We start from the raw sequence: 24,130 nt of genomic DNA, 5'->3' as shown, positions 1-24,130 counted from the left end.
CAGCCGATTCAGGAGTCACGACGGGCGCCGGGCTACCAGCACCAACTCTGCCAGCCAGCCCCGGGCCGGCCACCACGAACACTTACAGACGATTCACCGCCGATCCCTCGCCGCCGGAATCCTTGAATGACAACGGCGTAATTAGCACAGCCATTATCTGAACACCCGTCGCAACACGGGGTAATTGTCCGAATTCAAGTAAAACCTTGGTAAAGCAATGGGATGTGGTCGGTAAAGCTCCCTGGGTGCTGGAAGCGACCTGCACATACAGTGACCAGCGGTGCCCCATGATCGGGGGCGCCGACCGTGTCGCCGCCTTCCCGTCACCGGCCCGGTTGCTTCCTCCACTTCCCTGGGTGACGGGCGCAGGCCTCGCGCACGCGTCGTGTACGGGGCCCGCGGGGCGACGGAGAAAGTGATCACCGACAATGTTCCGCACAGCAACTCGAGGCACACACCGGGCGACCGGCCGTGCCGTGATCGACTACCGGGGCCTCGCCGCCCCGGTCGGTCGAGGCGTGGGAGGCGTCGCCGCCATCGGTGCCGTCTCCGCCACTGCCGCTCTCACGGGCGCCCAGTCCGCCACGGCTCAGAGCCCCTCGCCGGCGGCCGTCGGCGCCGTCCGCTCCGCGGCTCCCGCCGTGGCACCGTCGGTCGCTCCTGCCGCCCCCCAGTCCAAGTTCGCCGGCGTCAAGCTGCGCCTCGGTGCTCGAGGTGACGCCGTCAAGCACCTCCAGCGCGAGCTCACCGCCGACGGCGCCTCCCTCAAGGTCGACGGCGTGTTCGGGTCCAAGACCCTGCAGGCCGTGAAGAGCGTCCAGTCCTCGGCCGGCATCACCGTCGACGGCGTGGTCGGTCCCAAGACCTGGAACGCGCTCGCTGGCAGCTCCTCCTCGTCCCCGCAGTCCACGCTGCGCCAGGGCGATCGCGGAGCCGCTGTCCGGACCCTCCAGTCCCAGCTCAACGACAGCGGGGCCTCGCTCACGGTCGACGGCATCTTCGGCAGCAGGACCGCCCAGGCGGTCCGCGCGCTGCAGTCCGCCGCCGGCATCAGCGTGGACACCGTCGTCGGGTCGAAGACCTGGAACGCCGTCTACGGCGACGTCCGGATCTCCGAGGGTGGCGGCAACGGGGATTCCAGCGGCACCTCGGTCAACGGGCAGGCCGTCATCAACGCGGCCCGTTCGCAGATCGGGGTGCGGTACCAGTGGGGCGGGGAGTCCCCCTCCACCGGGTTCGACTGCTCAGGTCTGGTGCACTACGCGTACAACCAGGCCGGCATCGACCTGCCGCGCAAGACCGCCAAGGGTTACGTCTTCGGCGGGAACATCATCCCCCAGTCCCAGGCGCAGCCCGGGGACCTCGTGGCGTTCACCGGGAACGACTACGGCCACATGGGCATCTATGTGGGAGGCGGGAAGATCATCGACGCCTCCGGCTCCCGCCAGCAGGTCGTCGAGCGCTCGATCTGGGGCGCCCCGCACGTCTTCGTCTCCTACCGCTGATCCCCGGATCATCGGCTAGAGGACGTCCCCAGCCACGACGACCTGCTCGACGCGACAGCGTCAACGGGAAGGAGCAGGACGCCGTGAAGGAGCCCGGTCGGCACCGCCGGCCGGGCTCCTGTGCGTCGAAGGCCAGGACCGCAGGCTCTCCGCGACGTCACCCGCGGAACCGCTCGGTCCGCCCTGCTCGCAGGGCCCACCGTGACGCGCGCCTCATGGCAAACTGGGTGCGACACACGACGTCGACGTCCAGGAGAAGTTGATGCCCGATCCCATCGCCCTCGTCCCGCTCCCCCGGTCCGTCATCTGGTCGGAGGGTGTCTGGGAGACCAGCGCCCCCTGGGACGGGCTCTCCGTCGGCCTCACCGAGGACCTCCCGCGCACGGAGTACGCGCTGTCGATCTCCCCGCAGGGCGCCAGCCTCACCGCCGGCAGCGAGGCCGCCTTGGCCGACGGCCGCAACACCTTCGCCCAGATCGTCACCGGCGCGGGCGGAGCCATCCCCTGCGTGACCATCAGCGACTACCCGCAGTACGCCTGGCGCGGCATGCACCTGGACGTCTCCCGCCACTTCCGCACCGTGAGCGAGGTCGAGACGCTGATCGATGCGATGGCGCTGCACCGGCTGAACGTCCTGCACCTGCATCTGACCGACGACCAGGGCTGGCGCGTGGAGATCAAGGGGTACCCGAAGCTCACCGAGGTCGGGGGGCGGCGCGGGCAGACCCTGGTCGGACACATGAGCGGGGATGCGGAGACCTGGGAGTTCGACGGCACCCCCCACGGCGGCTTCTACACCCAGGAGGAGCTGCGGGGTCTGGTCGAGTACGCCCGCCGTCGGGGCATCATGATCGTGCCCGAGATCGACCTGCCCGGACACATGCAGGCCGCCGTCGCCGCCTATCCGAATCTCGGGAACTTCCCGGAGCAGCAGGTGGGCGTGCGCGAGGTCTGGGGCATCTCCGACCACGTCCTCGGCGTCTCCGACGAGGTCTTCGACTTCCTGCGGGACGTGCTCACCCAGGTCGCGGCGATCTTCCCGGCCCCCTACGTCCACATCGGCGGTGACGAGTGCCCGCACGTGGAGTGGGAGCGCTCGGCCGAGGCGCGCACCCGGATGAACGAATGGGGCCTGACCCGGGTCTCCGAGATCCAAGGGCGCTTCACCCGGTTCGCCGCCGACGTCCTCGCCGGGGCGGACAAGCGCATCATCGCCTGGGACGAGGTCCTCGAGAGCCATCTGCCCGATGACACCGTGATCATGAACTGGCGTCACGCCAACGGCCTGAAGACCGCCACCGCCCGAGGCTTCCAGACCATCATCGCCACCCACGAGCACACCTACTTCGACCAGTACCAGGCCGACCCGAAGCAGGAGCCGCTCGCCATCGGCGGCCTGACCACGGTCGAGGACGTCTACACGGCCACGCTCACCCCGCCCAAGCTCACCGACGAGCAGACATCACTGCTGATCGGTGTGCAGGGCCAGCTGTGGTCCGAGTACACGCCCACCGCGGCCCAGGTCGAGTACATGGCCTTCCCGCGCATGTGCGCCCTCGCCGAACGGGCCTGGGGCTCGCCCGCGCAGAGCTGGGAGGAGTTCGAGGAGAGGCTGCGCGGCCACCTCCCCCGACTCGACGCCTTCGGCATCCGCTACCGCCCGTTGGACTGACATGCCCTCCTCCCACCACGACGCCCACCCCTACGGACGGTCGGCCGACGACGTTCGACGCCGCGACCAGCGCGCGCGCCGGACACGCCGCTTGCGCGCGACGCAGCTGGCGTTCTTCTCGGTGGTCGCGATCGTCCTCGTGGGGGTCGGCGCGTACGCCGTGGGAGAGTTCCGTGCACCGGTCGAGGAACCCGGCGTGATCACGCCGAAGGGCGCCGGTGAGGAAGAGGCCGAGCTGGCCTGCCCGGAGCCGGACGCCGTGCCGCTCTCCCCCGCCGAGGTCACCGTCACCGTCCTGAACGGCACGGGTCGCAGCGGGCTCGCCGGGGAGACCTCCGAGCAGCTCGGCGAGCGCGGGTACACCGTCGGCGATCCCGGGAACACCCGTGAGTCCAGCGGTCCGGCCACGATCGTCTACGGCCCCAAGGGGTACCTGGCCGCCCAGTCCGTCCTGGCCCAGCTCCCGGAGGGGAAGCTGACCATGGACGAGCGCGAGGACGCCTCCGTGTCCCTGCTGCTCGGCAGGGGGTTCACGGAGCTGGCGGCGAACTCGAAGGCCGCTGCCGCCCTCGAGCAGCCGGTCGAGATCCCCGAGGGGTGCTGAGCCTGCTGAGGTGACCGGGACGGGCGGCCCGGAGCACGCAGCTCAGTCCTCCCAGTCCCGCTTGTCGGCTTCCATGCGGGTGCCGATCCACAGCGCGACTCCGCCGCCGAAGAGCAGCAGCAGCACGAGGGTGCCGAAGACCATCGCGGTGGAGGGGGCGGAGGGCATCAGCCCGGCCAGCAGGCTGTTGATCCCGCTGACCTCGGGCCCCTGCTCCCGAGCGCCGGTGAGGTTGCGGTCGACCTCGATGACCAGGCTGGCGGAGGTCGGGACCCCGGCGCTGTCCTCCACGTGGTACGTGATCGGGGTGGTGCGACCCACGAAGCCCTCGGACGGGGCGAAGGTGACGGCCCCGTTCTTGCCGACGGTGTACGTCCCCTCCCCCGGGATCACCAGGCGCTTGCCGCGGCCGTCCTCCAGCTCGCTGAGGTTGGTGGCCGTCAGCGAGGAGATCTCGAGCGATTCGGGTTCCAGGGGCTGCGAGCCGCTGCCTGCGGTGTCGTTGCCGAGGAGGTCGACGGTCACGGGGGTGCTCGGGGCGGTGCGCTGCTCGTCATCGCGCATCGTCGCGATCACCGGGGAGATGGTGGCCCGGAACGTGGCATCGGCCCGGTTGTCCGCGTACACGCCCTGCGCGGTGACGCCCACCGGTGAGGATGTGCCTCGGAACGACTCCTGGGGCGTCATGGTCACGGTGCGCGAGGCGACGTCGATCTGCCAGGTGCCCTCACCCTCGACGACGGCCTCGGTGCCGTCCTCGGAGAGCTGTGCTCCCTCGGGCAGGGCCTCGCGGTCGAACCGCAGCGAGTCCGTGCGGACGTCCCGGATCCCGGTGGTGGTCAGGTCGAAGTGCACCTCGGAGCCGGGCACGGCGGCGGCCGCCTGGTCCATCAGGAGGGGATAGGCGGTGCTGAGCAGCGCGGTCCCGGACGTCGCCCCCTCACCGTCCCCGCCGGCGATGCCCATCGGCGCGGTCATCTGCACCTCCGCGCTCTCCGGCGAGAATCGCACGGTCGCCCGGTCACGGTCCAGCACCCAGGAGCCCTGCCCGGGGACGTCGACCTCGGTGCCGTCCTCGGAGACGCTCACCCCCTCCTCGCCGGCCAGCGGCACCAGGTGCAGGGTCTCGGGTTCGACGTACTGCTGCCCCTCCCCCACCACGAACAGGATGTCCTCTCCGTAGGGTGCCGACCAGTCCAGGTCGGAGATGATCGGGACCGTGAGCTCGACCTCGCCGGCCCGGACGACGGTGCCCTCGGCGTCCTCGACCACGACTCGGACGGGATCCAGCTGCCGCCCGAGGCCCGGCGCCGCGGGGGCGTGGCTGAGAGTGCTGCCGTCGGCCGAGAGCTGCCAGACCCCCTGCTCCGGGACCGTCGCCCGGCTCCCGTCGGCCACCAGTGTGGATCCGGCGGGCAGCCCGGCCAGTTCGAGCCGGACCGTGCCGCCTTCGGGGACCCGGTCGTCCAGAGCGATGTCGGTGGTCTCCCCGGCGGATCCCCGCGCGGCGATCTCCTCGAGCTCCAGCACCTCCGGGGTGAACACCTCGGGCACGGACCTCGTGTCATGGATGCTCCCGACGGTCAGCGCGACCGGGGTGGTGGGCCCTTCGACGCCGCTGAGCGGGGTGAACACCAGGTCGTTGCCGATCAGGGACCAGGTGCCCTCGCCGGCCACGGTGATGCTCCGGGCGTCCTCGCCGAGCGTCATCCGGTCCGGATCGCCGCCGTCCACCGCCTGCGGCACCACCAGGCGTGCGGTCTCGAGCTCGATCTGGTCGTCTGCGTTGTCCTCGACCAGGGAGTCCAGCGGCACCCTCGTGACGGCGCCGGGGATCATGGCGAGGGACTCGGTCTCGGCCGGGAACGGGAAGGGTCCGTCCTCTCCCAGGGCCGCCGCCGGCAGCGCCAGGGAGACGGCCAGTGCCCCGGAGGCGGCCAGTGCGGCCGCGCGCGCGAGGGCCGTCCTCAGGCCCGCGCGCGAACGGGGACACGGGGTCTGCTCGGGCACCTCGCCAGGGTAACAAGGCGACCCTCGACGCCACCGAGCCGTCCTCGCCGCCGCGGCGGCCCCGGTGCCCTCGACGCGCTGTACGAGGCGCGCCGCCGGTTGGACCGGGCGGAGATCCCGCTGGCGGCGCTGGGACGGATCAGCGCACGATCCGCGGCGGCGGGGTCAGCGGACTGATCGGCGACGGCGGACTGGTCGAGCCCACCGGGCGCAGCGATCCTGGCAGGAAGGGGGCGCTGACGGCGCGCACCGCGACCCGCACCCCCACGATCACCTCGAGCAGATCACCGGTGGCGTCGGTCCAGGTGGCGCCGCAGATCCCGTGGGCATCGCTCTCGGAGCGCCGGCGCATCCCACGGGTCGTGGCGACCTCGTCGGCGGCCGTCAGCAGGCGAGTGGCGCCTCCGTCGGCCCGGCCGGGAACTCCCGAGCTGGCCAGCAGCGCGCTGACATGGCAGTAGGTCTCCAGACCCCGCCAGGACACCCCGGAGGAGCGGTCGCGCTGGGGCCGATGATCCGGGAAGCCGTTCAGGTCGGGCTGCTCCTGGAGGAGGGCGGCCGTGACGGCGGTCAGCAGGGCGTGGATGCGGGCGTGGGTCTCGTCCTGGCCGGCGATCTGCGGAGTCGGTCCGGTGGGGAGAGCTGACATCGCTGTCCACCTCACGCATCTCGCCCTGCCCGACCTGACGGCACCCGACCGTCTCCGCCCGACGCGGGCGGATCCGGAACAGGTTACCGGCCCGTCGCCGGCCTGCCGATGGGGAGAACTCCCCATGTCGACCCCAGGCTACCTCCTGGTAATCCTCGGTCGCACCGCCGTCGAGCTCATTCCTCCACCGGGACGAACTTCACCGGGGCCACCGAGGAGTAGCGGTCCTGGCGGATGGACACCACCCCGACGCCCCCGATGAACGGGGCCAGGGCCTGGGGGTTCTTCCCGGGGTTGGCCAGGATCACCTGGAACCCGAAGTGACGGAAGGACTCCATGGCGGCGGTGATGAACTTGCCGGCCCCCTTGGAGAAGGCCTCGTCGATGATGATCGGCGCGTAGCGCGGCACCTCGTGGCCGGTACCGGCCAGCTGGTAGCGCAGGGCCGCGGCGAGGCAGAAGGTGGCCAGTCGCTCGTTCTGGCCGCCCGAGAGCGGGCCGCCGGACTCGTGGGCATGGACCACCGCGCCTTCGGCGTCGATCTCCTCGGCATGGAAGTGCACGTGGCGACGCACGTCGAGGATGACCCGGGAGACCTGGTCGTCGCGCGTGCGGGCCGCGCCGACCATGTCCATGAGGTGGCGCAGCGAGAGGAAGCGCTCCTCGGCCAGGTCACGGTCGCGGCTGATGTCGTTCAGCGCCGTGTCCGCCACGGCGTCCTCGAGGGCCTGCTTGAACTCGTCCAGCGCCGCCAGGTGCACCGGGCGCATCGACAGCTGCAGGTAGCGGCCGGAGTGGAACTCGACCTGGGCGAGCAGGGCGTTGATGCGCTGCAGGCGCTTGCGGATCTCGGCGGGCTCGCGGGCGATGGCGGTGGCCAGCGCCTGCACGTCGCCGAGGGTGTTGCCGGTGAAGAACTCGAAGAAGCGGTCCTCGACCTCGGGCAGCTTCTCCTCCTCGATCCGCTGCAGGATCGCCAGGAAGTCGTCGGCCGCCTCGAGGGTGGGGGCCGTGTCCCCGGCCTGGGCGGGCCAGCGGCGGGAGAACTCGCGCATCGCCGTGCGCATGTCCTCCTCGGCGCGGGAGGTGCGCCGGGTCAACGCCATCAGTTCGGCGTCCAGCGTCGCCGAGGCGTCCTTGGTGACCTGGTCGATGTTGCCGATCACGAGGCTCGGGGCGATCGCGGTGAAACGCTCGGCGATCTCGGCCTCGACCTCCGGGTCCAGGCTGGACTCCGCCACCCGCTCGGTCGCCTCGACCAGGCGCTCCTCGGCCCGCTCGGTCTGCTCGCCGAGCTTGCCGGCCGTGCGCACCACCTCCAGCAGCTCCTCGTCGGAGGCGGCGATGGAGCTCTCGACCTCCTCGATCTGCCGGGCCAGCTCGCTGAGCGCGGCGGAGCCGTCCTCCGCGGCGCGCACCATGTCGCGCAGGTTCGCGATCCGCCGGGCGACCGAGGCGGCGTCGATGTCGTCCCACTCGACCGCACTGATGGACTGCAGGGCGTAGAGCCGCTCCCGCCGCTGCTCGCGCTCGGTCTCGACGTCCTTGCGGCGGGCCTGCGCCTCGAACAGCTCCTGCTCCGCGCGGGTGCGCTCGGCGTCGAACACCGCGCGCTTGGCCCGGTTGTCGAAGCCGAGGACCCACTGGGAGCGGTCGTTGATCTGCCGGTCGGCGTTCTTCTCGTGCCGCGTCGCGGAGTGCTTGATCTGCCCCGAGCGCAGCACCGCCCGGTTCAGCTTCGTGAACTCCTCGAGGGACTCCGCGCAGGTGTAGTCCATGCGGGAGGCGATCTCGTGGCTCAGCCAGACGTGGAACTCGCCGTCCTTGACGTCGAGCTTGGCGGCCAGGGAGCGCTCGTCGACGTTCTTCGCCGGACGGCGCAGGTCGGTGTTGACCCGGTTGTAGGAGATGCGGCGACGCAGCTTGGTGCGGTCGATCACCGAGGCCACCTCGCGGTAGACGCGGTCGGGCACCAGGATCGAGCGGGCCAGGCCGCGCAGCGCCTGCTCGGCGGCAGCGGTCCACTCCTCCTCGCCGGTGCGCACCTGCAGCAGCTCGGCGGCGAAGGGAAGCTCGGTGGGGGCGATGCCCACCTCGGAGGCGATGTGGTCCCGGAGGGCGACGTCCTCGGAGTGCAGGTTCGAGGCCCGTGAGGTCAGCGAGGCCAGCTCCTCGCGCGTGCGGGTCAGGGTCGCGGACAGCTCGCGGACGGTCGCCTCGGCCTCCCAGCGGGCGGAATCGGCGCCCTTCTCCTCGGTCTCGAGCGACTCACGCAGGGCCTCGACCTCCCGCTGCAGCGCGAGGAACAGGTCCTCCCCGGCGGGGGTGCGCAGCTCGACGGTGGCAAGCTGCGCAGCGAACTCGGTGCCGCGCTCGCGGCGCCGGTCCCGCTCGACCTCGAGGCCGGCGATCTGCTGCTTCCAATCGTCGATCTCCCCACCACCGGCACGCTTGCGCTGCTCCTTGAGCTGGGCGAGGTCGGAGCGAGCCTCGGTGACGTCCTGGGTCAGGCGGCGCTGCTGCGCGCCGAGCCGGTCGCGCTCGAGCTGGAGACGGTCGGTCTCCTCCCCCAGCAGACGCACCAGGTGCTGGGCCGCGTAGACGTCGATGTCGGCCCGACGGTCCACCAGCTCACCGCCGCGCTCGCACATCGCGGTCCAGTCCTCGTGGTTGCCGCGCAGGCCGCGCAGCAGGTCCCGCTGCTCACGGGCGGTCACCAGCGCCTCGTACACCTCGGAGAGGTTCTGGAAGTTCGCCAGCGCCTGGTCGGCGAGCTCGAAGGTGCGCGGCGCATCGAGCATGTAGTCGCGCAGCAGGGCGTTGACGTCGCCGAGCTCCTTGGCGGACTGGATCTTGTGCAGCAGGCCGAGCGCCTTCTCGTCCGGGATGCCCAGCAGCTGGCAGAAGGCGGCGCGGTACTCGCGGAACTGGCGGAAGGTCTGGGTGCCGGGATGGGCGGCCTCGAGCGCCTTGCCCTCGATCTGGGAGGAGACGAACTGCCGCAGGTCGGTGACGTCCAGCGGCGTGCGGGCGATCACGTACAGGCTCTTGACGTCGGAGTCGGCGCTGTGGCCCGCGTGCAGCAGGAGCAGTCGCGAGAGCTGGACGGTGCCGCCGTTCCCGTCGCCGTAGCGCAGCGTGAGCACCGACAGGGTGGTCTTCTCCCGCAGCACCTCCTGGCTGAACTCGCCGGTGGCCTGGTCGTAGTGCATCGCCCAGGCGCCTCGCACGTAGCTGGCCACGGTGCGGCGGTACTTCGAGCGGGCCGGACCGGCGTCGGAGGCGGCCGCGTTGAACTGCAGCGAGCGCGGTGGGGTGAGCAGGGCGCTGATCGCGTCCAGCAGGGTCGACTTGCCGGTGCCGGGGCCGCCGGTGAGGAAGAAGCCCTTGGGCGAGATCGCCAGGTCGTGGGTGCCGTGGAAGGTGCCCCAGTTCGAGACCTGCACGTCGGTCAGGCGCCACTGGCCCGGATGCGGGTGGTCGGGATCGCGCGGAGCGGTCTCGTCGGCCTCATCGGCCTCGGGCATGCCCGGCAGGGCGAGGCCGTCCTGGGCGGTGTCGGTCGCGGAAGTCACGCGTAGAGACTACTAAGGAGCACGGCCTTCACGGGGCACGAGTCGTGAAGACGGCCGCGCACCCGGGGCGAACCCGGGGTGAGAGGGCTCAACCCTCCGGCCGGCCCTTCCGCCAGTACCCCATGAAGGAGACCTGGCGGCGGTCGATCCCGAGCTCGGAGACGAGGTGGCGCCGCAGCGACTTGATGGTGCCGGCCTCGCCCGCGAGCCAGGCGTAGAAGGCACCGTGGCCGGTGGTGGTCTCCCACAGGATGCTGGAGTCGATGTCGACGTCCTCGAGCTCGGCGCGTTCGGGGGCGCCGCCGGTGCCCTCGGGACCGAGGCCGCCTTCGATCCGGAAGGCCTGGGCGCTGTCGCACATCAGCCGCTCCACCTCCGCGCTCATCAGCTCGCCATGAGGCCGCTCGCCGCGGGTGAGCCAGGTGACCTGGACCCCGGAGCGGGTGAGCACCTGCTGCTGGTCGGAGGCGTCGGGCACCTCGATCACGGCGTGCCCGGCGATCGCCTCGGGCAGCGCCTCCAGGATCGAGCAGATCGCGGGGGCGGCGGTCTCGTCGCCGACCAGCAGCACGGTCCGGGCCTCGCCGGGGCGGAACTCGATGCCTCCGTAGCCGGGGCCGACGACGTGCCGGTTGGGGCCGAGCATCGAGATGGTGTCGCCCACCCGGGCGTCGCGGGCCCAGCGGGCGGCGACGCCGCTGCCGGGGATCTCCTCCGGGTCGAGGTGGAGGACGAAGTCGATGTCGAGCTCGGGGTGCTCGGTGAGGTTGCCGGGATGGCCGGCCCCGCGCTGAGCGCGCACGGTGTACGTGCGCATCCAGCCGCGGTCCGCGGGGTCGATCTGCAGCCAGTTGCGGTACCACTCGGCGTGCTGCTCCGGGTCGAGCAGGGCGCCGGGACGGACGGTGGCGAAGTGGTCGCCGGAGCACTCGGGCCCGGGGATGATCATCTTGATCCGCATGTCCAGCGGGTGCCCGCCGGCACCGAAGTGCACCAGGTCCGCAGAGGTGAAGGTGATCCTCACCAGGTTCTTCCCGAGCGGCGCGACGGCGCCGACGGTCAGCTCGAAGGCGAGCTGAGCACTGGTCTCGAGCGCCGGCGCCAGGGTGGGCACCGTGGTGGTGTCCGTCGCGGCCGCAGCAGCTCGGGCGGCAGTCGCCGCCGCGGCACCGTGTGCCGCGGTCGCTGCCGCGGTGGCCTGGGTGGTCGTCGTCATGGCGTCCTCCTGGAGGTCGTCGGGGGCGGACGGGGCTTCCGTCCTGATGTCGTCTGCGATGTCGTCGGAGGTGTCGCGAGGACCCGGCGTGTCACGGCCCAGCGGCAGCACCATCGGGGTGCCGGTGACGGGATCGGGCACCACGAGGGCGTCGAGGTCGAAGACCTCACGGGCCATCTGCGCGGTGATCACGTCGGCGGGGGCGCCCTCGGAGTGGATCTCGCCGGAGCGCACCGCGACCAGGTGATCGGCGTAGCGGGCGGCGAGTCCGAGGTCGTGCAGGACGATGCCGACGGTGGTGCCGCGGCGCCGGTTGAGGTCGCGCACGACGTCGAGCACCTCGAGCTGATGGGTCACGTCGAGGTAGGTGGTGGGCTCGTCCAGCAGCAGCACCTCGGTCTCCTGGGCGAGCGCCATCGCGATCCAGACCCGCTGGCGCTGCCCGCCGGAGAGCTCGGCGACGGGGCGGCCCTGCAGCTCCTCGGTGCGGGTGGCGGCCAGGGCGTCCTGCACGGCCCACTCGTCGTCCTCGCTCCACCGCGGGACCAGGCCCTGGTGGGGGAAGCGGCCGCGGGAGACGAGCTCGCGCACGGTGACGCCTTCCGGGGCGAGCGGGGACTGCGGGAGCAGGCCGAGGCGGCGGGCGAGGCTCTTGCCGCCCAGGGAGTGGATGTCCTCACCGTCCAGCAGGACGCTGCCCCGTCGGGGCGTCATCAGCCGTGACAGTCCGCGCAACACGGTGGACTTCCCGCTGCCGTTGGCGCCGACCACGATCGTGATGCGCCCCTCGGGCAGGGAGAGGCTGAGGTCGTGGACGACCTCGTGGCGGTCGTAGGCCAGGTGGAGATGGCGTGCCTCGAGGAGCGCCGGGGACGGGGCCGCCTCCGCCTCCGTGCGCGCCGGGCGGGGGTCGCGGGTGCACGTCATGTGAGCGTCACGGCGGGTCCTCCTGGGGTGGCACCACCGGGCCTGGGGTGGTGAGGTGACCCTGACCTTATTCCGCAAGCCGCGCGGCGCGCAATTGCCTCTCATGCCCGCTCGGGTGTCGCTGCGCGTCGGTGCACGCCGCAGGAGGGAGGATCATGCCAGATGCGACAGGCATCACGTCCGCGCCCCCACCGGGACCGCACCCGTCCCGACGCCCGTCGTGGGCGCGTTGCCGCCCCACGCGACCAGCACGGGAACCCGGGCCGCGCCACGCGCACGGGTCCGGTTCACCCGTCGTTCACGTTGATATAGTCCCGAACCCAACGAGGTGCCGCCGTCGCACCACCGCGGCGACCGGCCCCGTTCGACCGCCTCCCCGCTCCGCCACCTACGGCGTCCGGGTGCGGAATCTGCCCGACGACGGCGAGGAGTATCGATGCAGGACCTGCGGACCGGCGCGCGCCGGCCGGACCCGACCGGCCGGGACCGACCGGCCGATCTCTCGGCCGGAGCGACCCCGCTGACCCTGCAGACCTCCCCTGTCGGCCCCTCCACCCCGTTGTGGGACCACGCCTTCCCCGCGGCCTGGTGGCGACCCGTCCTGAACGGGCACCCCGTCTCCGTGAGCGTCGAGGGCGGAGCTGCCACCCTGCGGGGCGCCCGGGACGGCCACACGCTGCGACTGGGCCCGATCACGGACGGTGGCCGGGAGCTCTCCGGCGAGGAACTCGACGTCGACTGGCTCTGGGTCGAGGGCGATGCCCGCACCGTGACCTGGAGCGTCACCGTCGAGGTCGCTCTCGCTCCGGTGACGGTGGTGGTCCCCACCTATCGGCGCGAGGCGGACGCGACGGAGCAGGCGCGCCGCTTCGCCGCCATGGACGTCGTGGCCACCGTGGTGGTGATCGACCAGGGCGACACCCTCGCGACGGACCCCGCCTTCGACCTCCTGCGCGCCTCCACCGAGGAGATCGTCCTGGTGTCCCAGGAGAATCTGGGCGGCTCGGGCGGGTACGCCCGGGGCATGCTCGAAGCCGCCCAGGACCCCGCGGCCGCCGTGCTGTTCTCCGACGACGACGCCGTCCTCAGCGAGGAGTCGCTGCGTCGGATGCTCACCTATCAGGCGCTGGCGGACCGCCCCACGATCCTCGGCTCGCCGCTGTTCTCCTCGAACGTCCCCACCCGGCTGATCGCGCACGCCGAGGCGGTGCGCACCGGCATCTTCCAGTGGAAGCCCGCCGATCGCCTGGGCGACGGCGTCGACCTGGCCGGCACCACCCCGGCCCAGTGGTCCTTCCTCTCCCCCGGCCGTGCCCCCAACTACACGGGCTGGTGGGGCACCCTGTTCCCGCCGGGCACGGCCGCCGACCTGGGACTGCCCGCGCCGCTGTTCCTGAAGTGGGACGACGCCGAGTACGGTCTGCGCGCCACCGCCCGCGGCTACGCGCACGTCGTCCTGCCGGGGACCTCCGTGCACCACCCGCCGTGGAACGCCTATCGCACGCAGATGACGTGGACCGCGCGCGTCCTGCATCGCAACCGGCTCGCGATCGCCGCCGCCTACGGGGCCGGCCCCGGCGTGATCGTCTCCTCGCTGCTGCACCAGACCAAGCACGTCCTGGCCGGCCATCTGCTGACCGCCGAGCTCTGGCAGGAGGGCATCACGGCGTTCCGGTCGGGCCCCGAGGGCTGGCTGGGCAGCGATCTGCGCAGCGCCCGGACCGACGGCTCCCGCGTGGTGGAGCGCTGGCACGCCGAGCACGACGTCGAGGGGACCCCGAGCCCCACCCGCGATGCACCGCTGCCCCTGGTGCCGGCCGTGCTGCGCGCGACGGTGCGGATGCTGCGAGGCGACGCCCCGCCCCGGGTGGTGGTGAGCGTCGATGCCGACGAGATGCACTGGCGCACCACCATCGGGGCCGACACGGTGATCATCACCGAGGGCGGCCGCCCGCTGACGGCCTTCACCGTGCGCGGCTCGGACGCCCGGCGCGCCCTGGCAGGGACCGTGCGCTCGCACGTCGACCTCGCCCTCCACTGGGGGAGGCTGCGCCGCCGATACCAACGGGCCCTCCCTCGGCACACCACCGCCGACTCCTGGGCGGCCCTGTTCGGCTCGGACCGCGACCCGGATCTGACCAGCCCGACCCCGTCGACCAGGAGGACGTGATCATGGCGGCACGCGGGAACGCCCTCCGCCGCAGGGTGCGCAGCCTCGGCGGCAAGCTGCTGCGTCGCTACCGCCTGCTGCCGGGCGGCATGCCCGACGGCCTCGGCGACGACGAGGCACTGCGGGAGGCCTCCCTGGACGGCGAGGTGATCGTGTACTTCCCCGACACGGTCGACAGCCTCTACCAACTCCGCAGCTGGTACGGACCGCTGCGCGAGCTGCACCGGACCCAGGGAGTGACCGTCGTCTGCATGGACTCCCGCACCGCGGCCGCGCTCCGCGAGGAGAGCGCGCTGCCCGTGGTGACCATCGCCCTGGACGCCACACTCGATGCGATCATCCTGCGCAGCGGCACGAAACTGGTGCTGTACGTCAACTTCAACCCGCTCAACACGGCGGCCCTGCGCTCCCGTTCGGCAATCCACGTCTCCCTCCTGCACGGGGACTCCGACAAGTCGGTCTCGGTCTCCAACCAGGTCAAGGCCTACGACTACTCCTTCGTCGCGGGGCAGGCCGCGATCGACCGGCTGGAGCGGTACACCTCCCTGTTCGACGCCAGCGCCCGCTGCATCCCGGTGGGCCGCCCCTCGCTGGACACCGACTCCGTGCCCCGCACCCCCCGCAGCGACGACCGCCCGGTGGTGCTGTACGCGCCGACCTGGGAGGGCGGTCAGGCCTCCGTCGGGTACTGCTCCCTGCTCACCCACGCGGAACCGACGGTGCGCTCACTGATCCAGGAAGGCCTCGAGGTGATCTACCGCCCCCACCCCCTCACCGGGGTGCGGGTGCCCGCGTACGGCGAGGCCGACGCCGCGCTGCGCGCGCAAGTGGAGGCCGCCGGCTCCCTGGTCAGCACGGACCGCTCCCTCCCGCAGGACTTCGCCGACGCGGACCTGCTGCTGTGCGACGTCTCCGCCGTGGCCAACGACTGGCTGCCCACCGGCAGGCCGCTGATCATCACCCGGTCCACCGACCCCCAGGCGCACGACGCCGGCACCGAGCTGCTCGGCGTCGTGCCGCGCCTGGCCGCCGACGACACGGCCGGGGCCGGACGGACGGCGCGCGAGCTGATCGAGCACGACCCGCTGCGGGAGAAGCGGATCGAGCTGACCGAGTACTACCTCGGGGACACCACCCCCGGCGCCTCCCTGCAGCGGTTCCTCGACGCCTGCCGCCACCTCGCCGCCCGACGGGACGAGCTGTGGAGCCGGATCCAGGCGAACGAGGGGATCACGGGCCCCCCGCCGGTCACGCCCACCGAGGCGGGCTGAGCGGCCGGCGCAGCGGGCGCGCGATCCGGCCTGGTCCGGGCCGCCTCGTGCCCCGGGCGGCGAGTGAGGGAAAACTCCCGCCTCCGCGTGCCGCTCGGGAAAGGCGAGGCGGGCTTGTACAGTGAACGCCACGGGCCGTCCTGGTGACAGCCCCGTGAACTCGACGGATGCGGGCCTGTGACCATGTGACACGTCACCTCCGGGGCAGTCCCGCCACCCCGCACGAAGGAACCCATATGTACTCACTCATCCTCCTCAACGGTGGGATAGGCAGTCGCACAGGTGCGAACCAGCCGAAGCAGCTCCTCAAACTCCGCGGGATACCGATCCTGGTTTACGCGCTCGTCACCGCCGATCGCGTCGAGCACATCTCGCAGATCGTCGTGAACTACCCGCCCGACTGGCGCGAGAAGATCGAGGAGGTCCTCGAGGCCTACGCGATCTCGACGCCGGTGACGCTGGTGGAGGCCGGGCACTCCCGGCACTCCTCGGTCGCCGCGATGCTCCCGCACTGCACCAACGACGACGTGATCATCCACGAGTCGGCCCGACCCCTGGTGCAGACCTCCGACTTCCAGCGACTGATCGACTCGCAGTTCCGCAACGTCTCGCTGATGTCCGAGATCTCCTTCACCGTCGCCCCGGTCGACCCGAAGACCTCCGAGGTCACCGGCTCGCTCGAGCGCGACCGGCTGCGCAACGTGCAGCTGCCCCAGAAGTTCTCGAAGTCCGATCTGCAGGATTCGCACTCCCGCGCCCTCGAGCAGAAGACGGAGTACACCGAGGACGCCACGCTCGTCGCCGACAGCGGCTTCCCCGTCCACTTCGTCGACGGTTCGGACCGCAACTTCAAGGTCACCACCAGCACCGATCTGAAGATGGCAGGATTCCTCCTGCGACCCGAGGAGGACGACGATGAGTAAGACCGCGCTCGTCACCGGAGCATCCCGAGGCATCGGCCTCGAGACCACCCGTCGATTCATCCTCAACAACGACGAGATCACCACGGTGGTGATGTTCGCGCGTGACTCCGAGGACTTCGACACCAACGTCGCCGAGCTCGAGAAGGAGCTGCCCGTCGGGCGCCGGATCGTACCCATGAAGGTCGACGTGGGCGACCGCTCCGCCCTGAAGAAGGCGATCAAGCAGGCCCACGACGAGGTCGGCAACATCGACGTGCTGGTCAACAACGCCGGGTACACCAACCCGGTGCCGCTCCAGCAGGTCAAGATGGCCGATTTCGAGAAGACGATCAACGTGAACCTCTACGGTCCGTTCACGATCGTCAAGACGCTGCTGAACCGGGGCAACCGCTTCGATCTCATCGTCAACATCGCCTCGACCGCGGGCATCAACGGCCGCTCCGGCTGGCTCACGTACTCGGCCTCCAAGGCCGCCGTGATCAACATGAGCCAGGTGATGCGCGAGGAGCTGTCGATCTACGGCACTCGCGTCGTGTGCCTCTCGCCCGGTCGCACGGCGACCGATCTGCGCAAGACCCTCGCCCCGGACGAGGATCCCAGCACGATCATGCAGCCCGAGCACGTCGCCCAGGTCATCAACACCATGTCCTCGCCGGTGGGACGTTTCATCGACTCGGAGAACATCGTCGTGCGCCAATGACGCCGCAGTGCTCCTGACGCAGGGCCCGTGCACCGAGGGTGCACGGGCCCTGCTGTCGTCCGGGAGTCCTGCGGACGCTGCCGGGTACGACCACCACCCTCGGCGGCCGTGACGGCCTCAGGGCGCCGAGGTGCCGCCCGTGGCGGCGGCCTTCTTGCGCAGCGCGTTCTTGGCGTGGACGTACTCCTTGTACGTCTGGCACACCTCGCGCGGGTCGCCGTCCATCACGAGCTTGCCCTCGTGCACCCACAGCACGCGGGTGCACATGGACTGGACCGTCGCCAGGGAATGGCTGACCAGGAACACGGTGCCGGCGGACTGGCGGATCTCGTCCATCCGGGCCTTGCTCTTGGCGCGGAAGTGCGCGTCGCCCGTGGCCAGTGCCTCGTCGATCATCAGGATGTCCGGGACCGCCGAGGCGGAGATGGCGAAGCGCAGCCGCGCCCCCATCCCGGAGGAGTACGCCTTCATCGGCAGGTTCACGAAGTCGCCGATCTCGGCGAAGTCGACGATCTCCTGGTAGCGCTCCCGGGTCTCCTCGATGGTCAGTCCGTTGGCCAGCGCGCCGATCATGATGTTGCGCTCGCCGGTGAGGTCCTTCATCAGCACGGCGTTGACCCCGAGCAGGGACGGGTTGCTGGCCACGTGGACCGTTCCCGCGGCAGGCGGGACCAGGCCGGCGATGGCGCGCAGCAGGGTCGACTTCCCCGAGCCGTTCACGCCGATGATGCCGATCGCCTCGCCGTGACGGGCGGCGAAGGAGATCCCGCGCACCGCCTTGACCTCGCGGACCGGCGGGTCCGCGGCGCCACGGCGGGCCAGGCGGCCCAGCAGGCTCGTCTTCTGGCCGGGGCCGTGCCCGACCTTCTTCGCACCGAACACACGGTACGACACGTGCAGGTCGTTGACCAGCAGGGAGAGCTGTTCCGAGGGGGCCTGCTCGACCGGTGTCGACCCGAGGTCCTCCGGGTCGATCTCGAAATCGATCTCGTCGTCGTCGATGTCAGTCACGTCCGTATCGCTCCTCTCCACCCCAGAACACGAAGAAGCCGATGACGCTGAACAGCACCGCCCAGATGACCCCGAGCAGCCACATCGTGGCGTCGGGGGTGTAGGCCGGCTCGTTCAGGATCGAGGATCGCACCAGGTAGAGGTACACGGCCACGGGCTGGTACTCCATCAGCCAGCCCCAGCTGAACTGGCCCAGGTACCTGTCGATCGAGAAGATCACGCCGGAGGCGTACATCAGGATCCGCATGAAGTGCGGCAGCAGGTTGTCGAGGTCCGGGGTCATGGCGACCCAGCGGGCCGCCATGAAGGCGCAGCCCGTCGAGAAGATCCACATCAGGATCACGGCCGGGATCAGCAGCAGCCAGTACCAGTCGATCGTGACGGTCCCGGCGAAGGGGAAGAATCCCGAGAGGTACGAGATCACGCACATGACCACCAGGGCCGGTCCGAGCACCGTGAGCTCGGAGAGCACGCCCGAGATCGGGAGCACGGCGCGGGGGAACTGCACCGACCGCACCAGGTTCATGTTGTTCTTCAACGAGTGGGCGCCGGCCATCACCGAGCGCTCGAAGAAGCGGAACATGAACACGCCGACCACGATGAACGCGATCGTGTTCTCGATGCCCGCCCTGCCGAGCTGCAGGAGGAACCCGAAGATCAGCACGTACACCGAGGCGTTGATGATCGGGGAGATCAGCGTCCAGACCTGCCCCAGATAGGTGCTCTGGTTCTCGGCGTACGCCTTGGAGACGGCCAGCACCCGGATGAACGCCCGGCGCTCCCAGAGCTCCTTGAAGTAAGTCCCCAGACGGGGCCGGACCCCGATCCGATCCAGAGCGTTATCCCGGACGGCGGCGTCCACCGCGGCCGGGGAGAAGGTGCGCTCCAGCGGTGGCGGCACCGTCGGTGCCGTGGCGGGCCCTGACTGGGCGTTCGTCAAGACGCTGCTCCCATCTCGCCGGGGGTCGTTCTCCCGCGACTGTCGGTCCTCGGGCTGTCGTTCATGATAGCGACGCGGGTGGTCGCCCTGAGGGACCCCGACGTACGCGAGGGTCCACTGTACGGCGGTGCGCCCTCACAGCACAGACGCGGTGACGCACGCCCCCTGTGGGCGCTCAGATCTCGCGCAGCGCCCGGGTCAGACCGTCCTGCAGGTCGCGCAGGCCCACGGGTTCGGCATAGCCGTCGATGACGGTGTCGACGACGGCATGCAGCGACTCCGGTCCCCCGGTCGGCAGCGCGTACTCGCGGTAGCGGTCCGCGACAGGATAGGCGGAGTAGTAGTCGTGGAACTTGTACAGCCCGCCCTTGAGCTTGTCGCCCAGGCGGATGTGCGCATTCGGCACGCCGAGGGCGTCCGAGAAGATCAGCCCGTGCAGGCTCGAGGAGATCACCGCGTCGCAGGCGGCGATCTCCCGGGCGACCTCCTGCGGGGTCCACGCCACGTCGATCACCCGCACCCCGGAGCCCAGGGCCCTCATCTGCTCCACCACGGGCGAGGTGACGTCGTGGTAGTGCGGGATCACTCCGAGCGTGTAGCGCTTCTTCACGGTGCCGTCCACGAGCAGCGGCGCCAGGATCCCGGGGTCGCCGAGGGCGATCTCGCGCGAGGAGAGGTTCTCGACGCGACCGAGGGTGGAGCGGCCCCGCACCGCGAGCGCGTCGAGCCGGGCGCGCTCCTCCCCCTCGGCCGCAGGACGGATGAAGCCGCTGCCCCAGACCCGGGGCTGGTTCTGCTTCTGACGTCGCAGGATCATCTGGACGACCGAGCCGGCGCCCACCAGATCGCACTTCTCCGGGGACGCCCAGGTGACCCGTCGTCCGGTGAGGCGCTCGACCAACGGTGGGGTGAGCTCGTCCCCGAAGTTCAGTCGATGGGGATACTTCCATCGCCACCAGAACGTCTTGATCGGGGCGCTCACGAGCGCCACCTCCGCACGCGGCGCACCGCGCGGGTCAGCACGGGGCCGACGACGGGGGCCCCGGAGACGGCGGTGGCCGCCCGGTCCCGGACCGTCCGCAGCCGCTCGGAGCGGGTGCGCGGGTCGAAGGTGGGCAGCGGCAGCCGGTTGCGGCCGCTCTCGTGCGGAGCGGTGACCCGGAGCGCGCCGTCCTCGTCGAGGGACAGGCCGAATCCAGCGGCGCGGGCGGGCCAGAACTCGGTGCCGCTCGCCCGCAGGGGCGTCTTCCCACCGCCGAGCACGGCGGTCACGCTCAGCCTCGCACCGACCATCTGCGCCGTCAGGGGCAGGCGCAGCCCGATCAGACGCTCGCCGAGGCGGGTGAGGGGCAGGAGCTGACGGCCCCCGTGCTGGGGCGTGCCCTCGAGGTGCCCGAAGTACTCGTCCTGCGGAGTCGGTTCGCTGGTGGTGGCCACGAGCATCACCGCGCGACCGTTCTCGTCGAGCGTGAGTCCGATCGCCCGGGCTCCGGCCAGCTTCCGGTGCATCACACCGCCGCGGTCGATCGACAGGTTGCCGTGCCCCTGCGTGAAGTAGGCGATCACCCGGTCCTGAGGGGCCGGGTCCTCCCCGAGGTTGGAGACGCCCTCGGGCTCGATCGTGCGCGCCCGGTCGGCGCCGAGGCGGATCGGCTTCTCGAAGTCGCCGAAACGGGCGACGACGAAGAGGTCCCACACCCCGCGGTCCAGGCCGTCGTGCTCGGCGCTGAGCGCGAAGGTCGGGGCTCCCGCGGAGAGGTCCTCGGAGACGACGCGGAAGTCCGCGACCTCCTGCTCGTCGTTGCGCTTGCGCGCCCGCAGCACGAGGGCGTCGGGGGCGCCGTCGAGGTCGGCGATGCGCACGGTCGCGGCGACGCTCACCCGCTCGCCGTCGATCCTCACGTCCTCGAGGCGGCAGGTCATCTTCGGCGGGCCGACCACGAGCTCCTCGGGCGGCACCAGGTGGGCGACGCTCTCGGGCAGGTGACGACGGAACTCGCCGTCGCGGAAGGTGAGCCGGCGGGTCGGCTTCCCGGCCAGATAGGAGGAGTACGCCTGCAGGCCGTCGAGGTCCCCCGCCATCAGCAGATCCAGCTCGGAGCGGATGTCGTCCTCGATGACGCGGCGCACGCCCTCGGTGTAGAGGTGGCCGATCTCGGAGCGGAAGAACTCGGCCAGCTGCTCCTGCTCCGCGCGGTCCACGCCCTGCCAGCGGGAATCGAGCGCACGCTTCATGGTCCAGCCCATCGGCCGCTTGAGCAGCGCGTCGCGGGTGTCGCCCACCTCCGTGTACTGCTCGATGACCTGGCTCAGACGCACGGCGATCGCGAACTGGGACTCGGAGCTCTGCTTCACGAGCGTCAGGTTGCTGCCGTCGGTCCGGTGCCGGATGACGTAGTAGTCCATGTCCGAGAGGATCGAGAGCTTGCGGGCGTTGAGATAGACGGCCGCCATGAACGGCTGGTCCTCGCCGACCTTCTGATCCTCCGGGAAGCGCAGGCCGAGGCGCTCGATGATCTCGCGACGGATCAGCTTCGTCGGCCCGAGCGTGTTGAAGACCTTGTTCTGCACCAGGTCGGCGTCCAGGATGGTCCGGGTGAACATGGTGCTGGGGGCCTGCCGTTTGTCGGTGCTGGTCAGCTTGCCCAGCACGACGTCGGAGTTCTCGGTGCGGGCCACCTCGACCATGCGGCGCAGCGCATCGGGGGTCAGCCGGTCGTCGGAGTCGAGGAAGAAGACGAACTCTCCCGTGGCCCGCCCGATCGCGGGATTGCGCCCGCCGCCCGGGGTCCCGGAGTTCTCCTGGGTGATCACCGTCATCCGGGGGTCCTCGGCGGCCAGCTCGGCCAGCACCGCATCGCTGCCGTCGGTCGAACCGTCGTCGACGGCGAGGATCTCCACGGCATCCGGATCGATGGTCTGCTCACGCACGGACTGGATCGCCTCACGCACGTAGTCCACGGAGTTGTACACCGGGACGATCACGGAGACCTGGGGGGTCATGGGACCTCATCTCTCGGGGCGGTCGGGCTCGTACCGGCCGAGCGCCGCTGAACGCTCGGTCCTCGTCCCCGACCGCCGGGGCTGTCGCTGGCGGGAAGCGTAGCACCGGCCCCGGCGCAGATCAGGACGGGTGGGACCGGGGCGGGGGGCGGTGTCGGACACGCCTCACGGTCTCCGGCGACGCCCGTGAACCGTGCGTTCAGGGGTGGGGGCGGCGTCGGACGCGCCGCGGGGGGCGGGCGCCTGAAGGCCGAGCTCCTCGCGGGCGACGTCGACGAAGCGCTCGGCGTAGCTCTCGCGCGGGATGTCGCCGAGGTAATAGGTCGCCCACCGCTTCCGCTCGGCCTCGTGGGGATCGGCGCCGGTGAGGTTCTCGAGCACCTCGTCGAGGTTGGTCGGTTCGGTGCCCTGGGAGACCAGGACGTAGGCGGCGCGGGCCATCGGGAACTCACGGGTGAACTCCGCCGCCCCGGTGCGCGGGGAGACCATGGCCAGCGGCTTGCCCGAGTGGAGGAAGTCCCCGACCACGGCGGAGACGTCGGAGATCATCGCATCGGAGGCGTTGAAGCAGTCCACGATGCTCATCTCGGTCTCCGCGAGGTCGCCGTAGAGGTGCTCCCGGCCGGTGGCGGCGGCGTCGGCCGCGAGCATCTCGCGGATCTCCCGGCAGGACTCCCGCAGCTCCGGGGACCGCGAGCTGTAGGGATGGGGTCTGAAGACCACCCGGCAGCCTCGCTCGAGCAGGGCCCGCACGATCGCGGGTCCGATCGGCAGGGAGGAGTAGTTGGTCTCGGCCTGGTAGCCCAGCCAGGTGGGCGCGTACAGCACGGAGCGGTCCTCGAGCCGGCCGATCTGGCCGCGCGCCTCCTCGACGTGCTCGACCTGGGGGCGGCCGACGATCCGGAAGATCTCGGGACGCATCGGCACGCCGAAGGTGTCGAAGCGGTCGATGGCGGCCTGTCCGGCCACGAAGTCCCGGTCGTACATGCGGATGATCGGCGTGGCACTGGAGGCCTTGTCGGACTCCCCGTGCAGGAGCTGGATGTGGGTCAGCTCGGCGTAACGCACCATGTGGTTGTTCCGCATGGCGTTGTTCACGTAGAACACCCCACGGACGGACGGCACGATGAGGTCGTCGAGATCCGTCAGGGAACGCCGCAGCAGCACCGGGTGGTCGGTCACGTCGGCGAGCTGGCGGAAGTTCGCGGCGGTGCGCACGACCAGGACGAAGGGCACGCCGAGCCGCTCGAGGTAGGGCAGCCACATGGTGACCTGGAAGGCCGAGCGGGGCGGCGCGTGCCAGTACACGTAGAACCCGGGCTCCATCGCCTCGAGGGTCTCGGGCAGCTGCGCCTGGAAGCGGCGACGCTCCCGGATCCGGCCGAGGATGTCCACGATCGCCAGCAGGGAGGTCACGAGCGAGGCGAGCGAGATCAGCGCTGCGACCAGCAGCAGGACGGTCGGAGCGAGGGCGGTCAGGGTGAGTGCGAGCAGCCCCAGCAGGTTCAGCGGGAAGATCCATCCGTAGCGGAACGAGGCCCGCTGACGAGCCTCGTGGCCCGGGAAGTTCGCCGCGTACGGCACGGCGACGCCGTTCAGGGAACGCAGCATCGGCTCGAGGGTGAGGGCGGCGATCGCGAGGACGGCGACGAGGATCTCGAAGGTCCGCAGGTCGCCGACGGTGTACAGCAGCACCGCTGCCGTCGCGACCAGGAGGTAGCGGGCGGTGAGGTACCGCCCGATGCCTCCGATGCCGCGCGGCGGACGTGTCAGGGCGCGGCGCTGGCGCACCAGGATGATCACCAGCGGCACGAGCGGGGCGATCACGGCGAGCCGCTGGTCGCCCAGGCCGACGACCACGACGATCGAGAGCACCGCAAGGGTGTTCACGACGACGGACCAGAGGGACAGCATCTCCGCGGCCTTCTGCGCACTGATCACCTTCACGCCGTCG

General features: G+C 71.0%; 16 protein-coding genes. 7 read left to right on the top strand and 9 right to left on the bottom strand.

Features of this window, described 5'->3' with window-relative positions:
• Positions 1 to 428 precede the first annotated feature (428 nt).
• From JOF43_RS14420 to JOF43_RS14410, 3 genes are all read left to right on the top strand, one after another.
• Positions 429 to 1,505 carry a C40 family peptidase gene (locus JOF43_RS14420; protein WP_209903421.1) on the top strand — a complete coding sequence of 359 codons (1,077 nt, stop codon included), beginning with the start codon at positions 429 to 431 and terminating at the stop codon, positions 1,503 to 1,505.
• A gap of 262 nt (positions 1,506 to 1,767) precedes the next feature.
• Positions 1,768 to 3,177 carry a beta-N-acetylhexosaminidase gene (locus tag JOF43_RS14415; protein ID WP_209903419.1) on the top strand — a complete coding sequence of 470 codons (1,410 nt, stop codon included), beginning with the start codon at positions 1,768 to 1,770 and terminating at the stop codon, positions 3,175 to 3,177.
• Between the two features lies 1 nt (position 3,178).
• Entirely contained in the window at positions 3,179 to 3,781 is a 603-nt protein-coding gene (locus JOF43_RS14410; RefSeq protein WP_209903417.1) for a LytR C-terminal domain-containing protein, read from the top strand.
• 42 nt (positions 3,782 to 3,823) lie between these two features.
• Here the strand turns inward: JOF43_RS14410 and JOF43_RS14405 are convergent, their stop codons facing one another.
• From JOF43_RS14405 to JOF43_RS14390, 4 genes are all read right to left on the bottom strand, one after another.
• Positions 3,824 to 5,791, bottom strand: a complete 1,968-nt coding sequence (locus JOF43_RS14405; RefSeq protein ID WP_209903416.1) for an Ig-like domain-containing protein — start codon at positions 5,789 to 5,791, stop codon at positions 3,824 to 3,826.
• Between the two features lie 139 nt (positions 5,792 to 5,930).
• Positions 5,931 to 6,440 (bottom strand): hypothetical protein, encoded by a 510-nt coding sequence (locus JOF43_RS14400; RefSeq protein WP_209903414.1) that lies wholly within the window; start codon positions 6,438 to 6,440, stop codon positions 5,931 to 5,933.
• Positions 6,441 to 6,616: 176 nt separating this feature from the next.
• On the bottom strand, positions 6,617 to 10,015 hold the full coding sequence (locus JOF43_RS14395) for an ATP-binding protein (RefSeq protein WP_342592192.1): 3,399 nt from the start codon (positions 10,013 to 10,015) through the stop codon (positions 6,617 to 6,619).
• A gap of 88 nt (positions 10,016 to 10,103) precedes the next feature.
• The gene (locus JOF43_RS14390; protein ID WP_209903412.1) at positions 10,104 to 12,158 is read right to left on the bottom strand and encodes an SIP domain-containing protein; all 2,055 of its coding nucleotides are present in this window, start codon (positions 12,156 to 12,158) and stop codon (positions 10,104 to 10,106) included.
• Between the two features lie 436 nt (positions 12,159 to 12,594).
• Here JOF43_RS14390 and JOF43_RS14385 point away from each other — a divergent pair, with 436 nt between their 5' ends.
• From JOF43_RS14385 to JOF43_RS14370, 4 genes are all read left to right on the top strand, one after another.
• A complete protein-coding gene (locus tag JOF43_RS14385) occupies positions 12,595 to 14,328 on the top strand; it encodes a glycosyltransferase (RefSeq protein ID WP_209903410.1) in 1,734 nt (577 codons plus the stop codon).
• A gap of 2 nt (positions 14,329 to 14,330) precedes the next feature.
• Entirely contained in the window at positions 14,331 to 15,599 is a 1,269-nt protein-coding gene (locus JOF43_RS14380) for a CDP-glycerol glycerophosphotransferase family protein (protein WP_209903408.1), read from the top strand.
• A gap of 236 nt (positions 15,600 to 15,835) precedes the next feature.
• On the top strand, positions 15,836 to 16,522 hold the full coding sequence (locus tag JOF43_RS14375; protein ID WP_209903406.1) for an IspD/TarI family cytidylyltransferase: 687 nt from the start codon (positions 15,836 to 15,838) through the stop codon (positions 16,520 to 16,522).
• Positions 16,515 to 17,222, top strand: coding sequence for an SDR family NAD(P)-dependent oxidoreductase (locus JOF43_RS14370; protein WP_209903404.1), 708 nt, complete (start codon positions 16,515 to 16,517; stop codon positions 17,220 to 17,222). The genes JOF43_RS14375 and JOF43_RS14370 overlap by 8 nt, the downstream gene beginning before the upstream one ends.
• A gap of 117 nt (positions 17,223 to 17,339) precedes the next feature.
• Here the strand turns inward: JOF43_RS14370 and JOF43_RS14365 are convergent, their stop codons facing one another.
• The 5 genes from JOF43_RS14365 to JOF43_RS14345 all read right to left on the bottom strand — a co-directional run bounded on the left by JOF43_RS14365 (position 17,340) and on the right by JOF43_RS14345 (position 24,123).
• A complete protein-coding gene (locus JOF43_RS14365) occupies positions 17,340 to 18,233 on the bottom strand; it encodes an ABC transporter ATP-binding protein (RefSeq protein ID WP_209903402.1) in 894 nt (297 codons plus the stop codon).
• On the bottom strand, positions 18,226 to 19,173 hold the full coding sequence (locus JOF43_RS14360) for an ABC transporter permease (RefSeq protein WP_245354560.1): 948 nt from the start codon (positions 19,171 to 19,173) through the stop codon (positions 18,226 to 18,228). The genes JOF43_RS14365 and JOF43_RS14360 overlap by 8 nt, the downstream gene beginning before the upstream one ends.
• A gap of 175 nt (positions 19,174 to 19,348) precedes the next feature.
• The gene (locus JOF43_RS14355) at positions 19,349 to 20,155 is read right to left on the bottom strand and encodes a polysaccharide pyruvyl transferase family protein (protein ID WP_209903400.1); all 807 of its coding nucleotides are present in this window, start codon (positions 20,153 to 20,155) and stop codon (positions 19,349 to 19,351) included.
• The gene (locus JOF43_RS14350; protein ID WP_209903398.1) at positions 20,152 to 22,176 is read right to left on the bottom strand and encodes a glycosyltransferase family 2 protein; all 2,025 of its coding nucleotides are present in this window, start codon (positions 22,174 to 22,176) and stop codon (positions 20,152 to 20,154) included. The genes JOF43_RS14355 and JOF43_RS14350 overlap by 4 nt, the downstream gene beginning before the upstream one ends.
• A gap of 165 nt (positions 22,177 to 22,341) precedes the next feature.
• Positions 22,342 to 24,123, bottom strand: a complete 1,782-nt coding sequence (locus JOF43_RS14345; protein WP_342592191.1) for a CDP-glycerol glycerophosphotransferase family protein — start codon at positions 24,121 to 24,123, stop codon at positions 22,342 to 22,344.
• Positions 24,124 to 24,130: the final 7 nt, after the last annotated feature.

It is taken from the genome of Brachybacterium sacelli, from assembly GCF_017876545.1.
GTDB lineage: Bacteria > Actinomycetota > Actinomycetes > Actinomycetales > Dermabacteraceae > Brachybacterium > Brachybacterium sacelli.
This window is presented reverse-complemented; position numbering and strand designations above follow the sequence as displayed.

Coding starts and splice junctions, on each gene's coding strand:
- JOF43_RS14420 (WP_209903421.1), top strand. CDS start 429: ATGTTCCGCACAGCAACTCGAGGCACACACCGGGCGACCGGCCGTGCC.
- JOF43_RS14400 (WP_209903414.1), bottom strand. CDS start 6,440: ATGTCAGCTCTCCCCACCGGACCGACTCCGCAGATCGCCGGCCAGGAC.
- JOF43_RS14390 (WP_209903412.1), bottom strand. CDS start 12,158: ATGACGTGCACCCGCGACCCCCGCCCGGCGCGCACGGAGGCGGAGGCG.
- JOF43_RS14410 (WP_209903417.1), top strand. CDS start 3,179: ATGCCCTCCTCCCACCACGACGCCCACCCCTACGGACGGTCGGCCGAC.
- JOF43_RS14415 (WP_209903419.1), top strand. CDS start 1,768: ATGCCCGATCCCATCGCCCTCGTCCCGCTCCCCCGGTCCGTCATCTGG.
- JOF43_RS14375 (WP_209903406.1), top strand. CDS start 15,836: ATGTACTCACTCATCCTCCTCAACGGTGGGATAGGCAGTCGCACAGGT.
- JOF43_RS14370 (WP_209903404.1), top strand. CDS start 16,515: ATGAGTAAGACCGCGCTCGTCACCGGAGCATCCCGAGGCATCGGCCTC.
- JOF43_RS14350 (WP_209903398.1), bottom strand. CDS start 22,176: ATGACCCCCCAGGTCTCCGTGATCGTCCCGGTGTACAACTCCGTGGAC.
- JOF43_RS14380 (WP_209903408.1), top strand. CDS start 14,331: ATGGCGGCACGCGGGAACGCCCTCCGCCGCAGGGTGCGCAGCCTCGGC.
- JOF43_RS14385 (WP_209903410.1), top strand. CDS start 12,595: ATGCAGGACCTGCGGACCGGCGCGCGCCGGCCGGACCCGACCGGCCGG.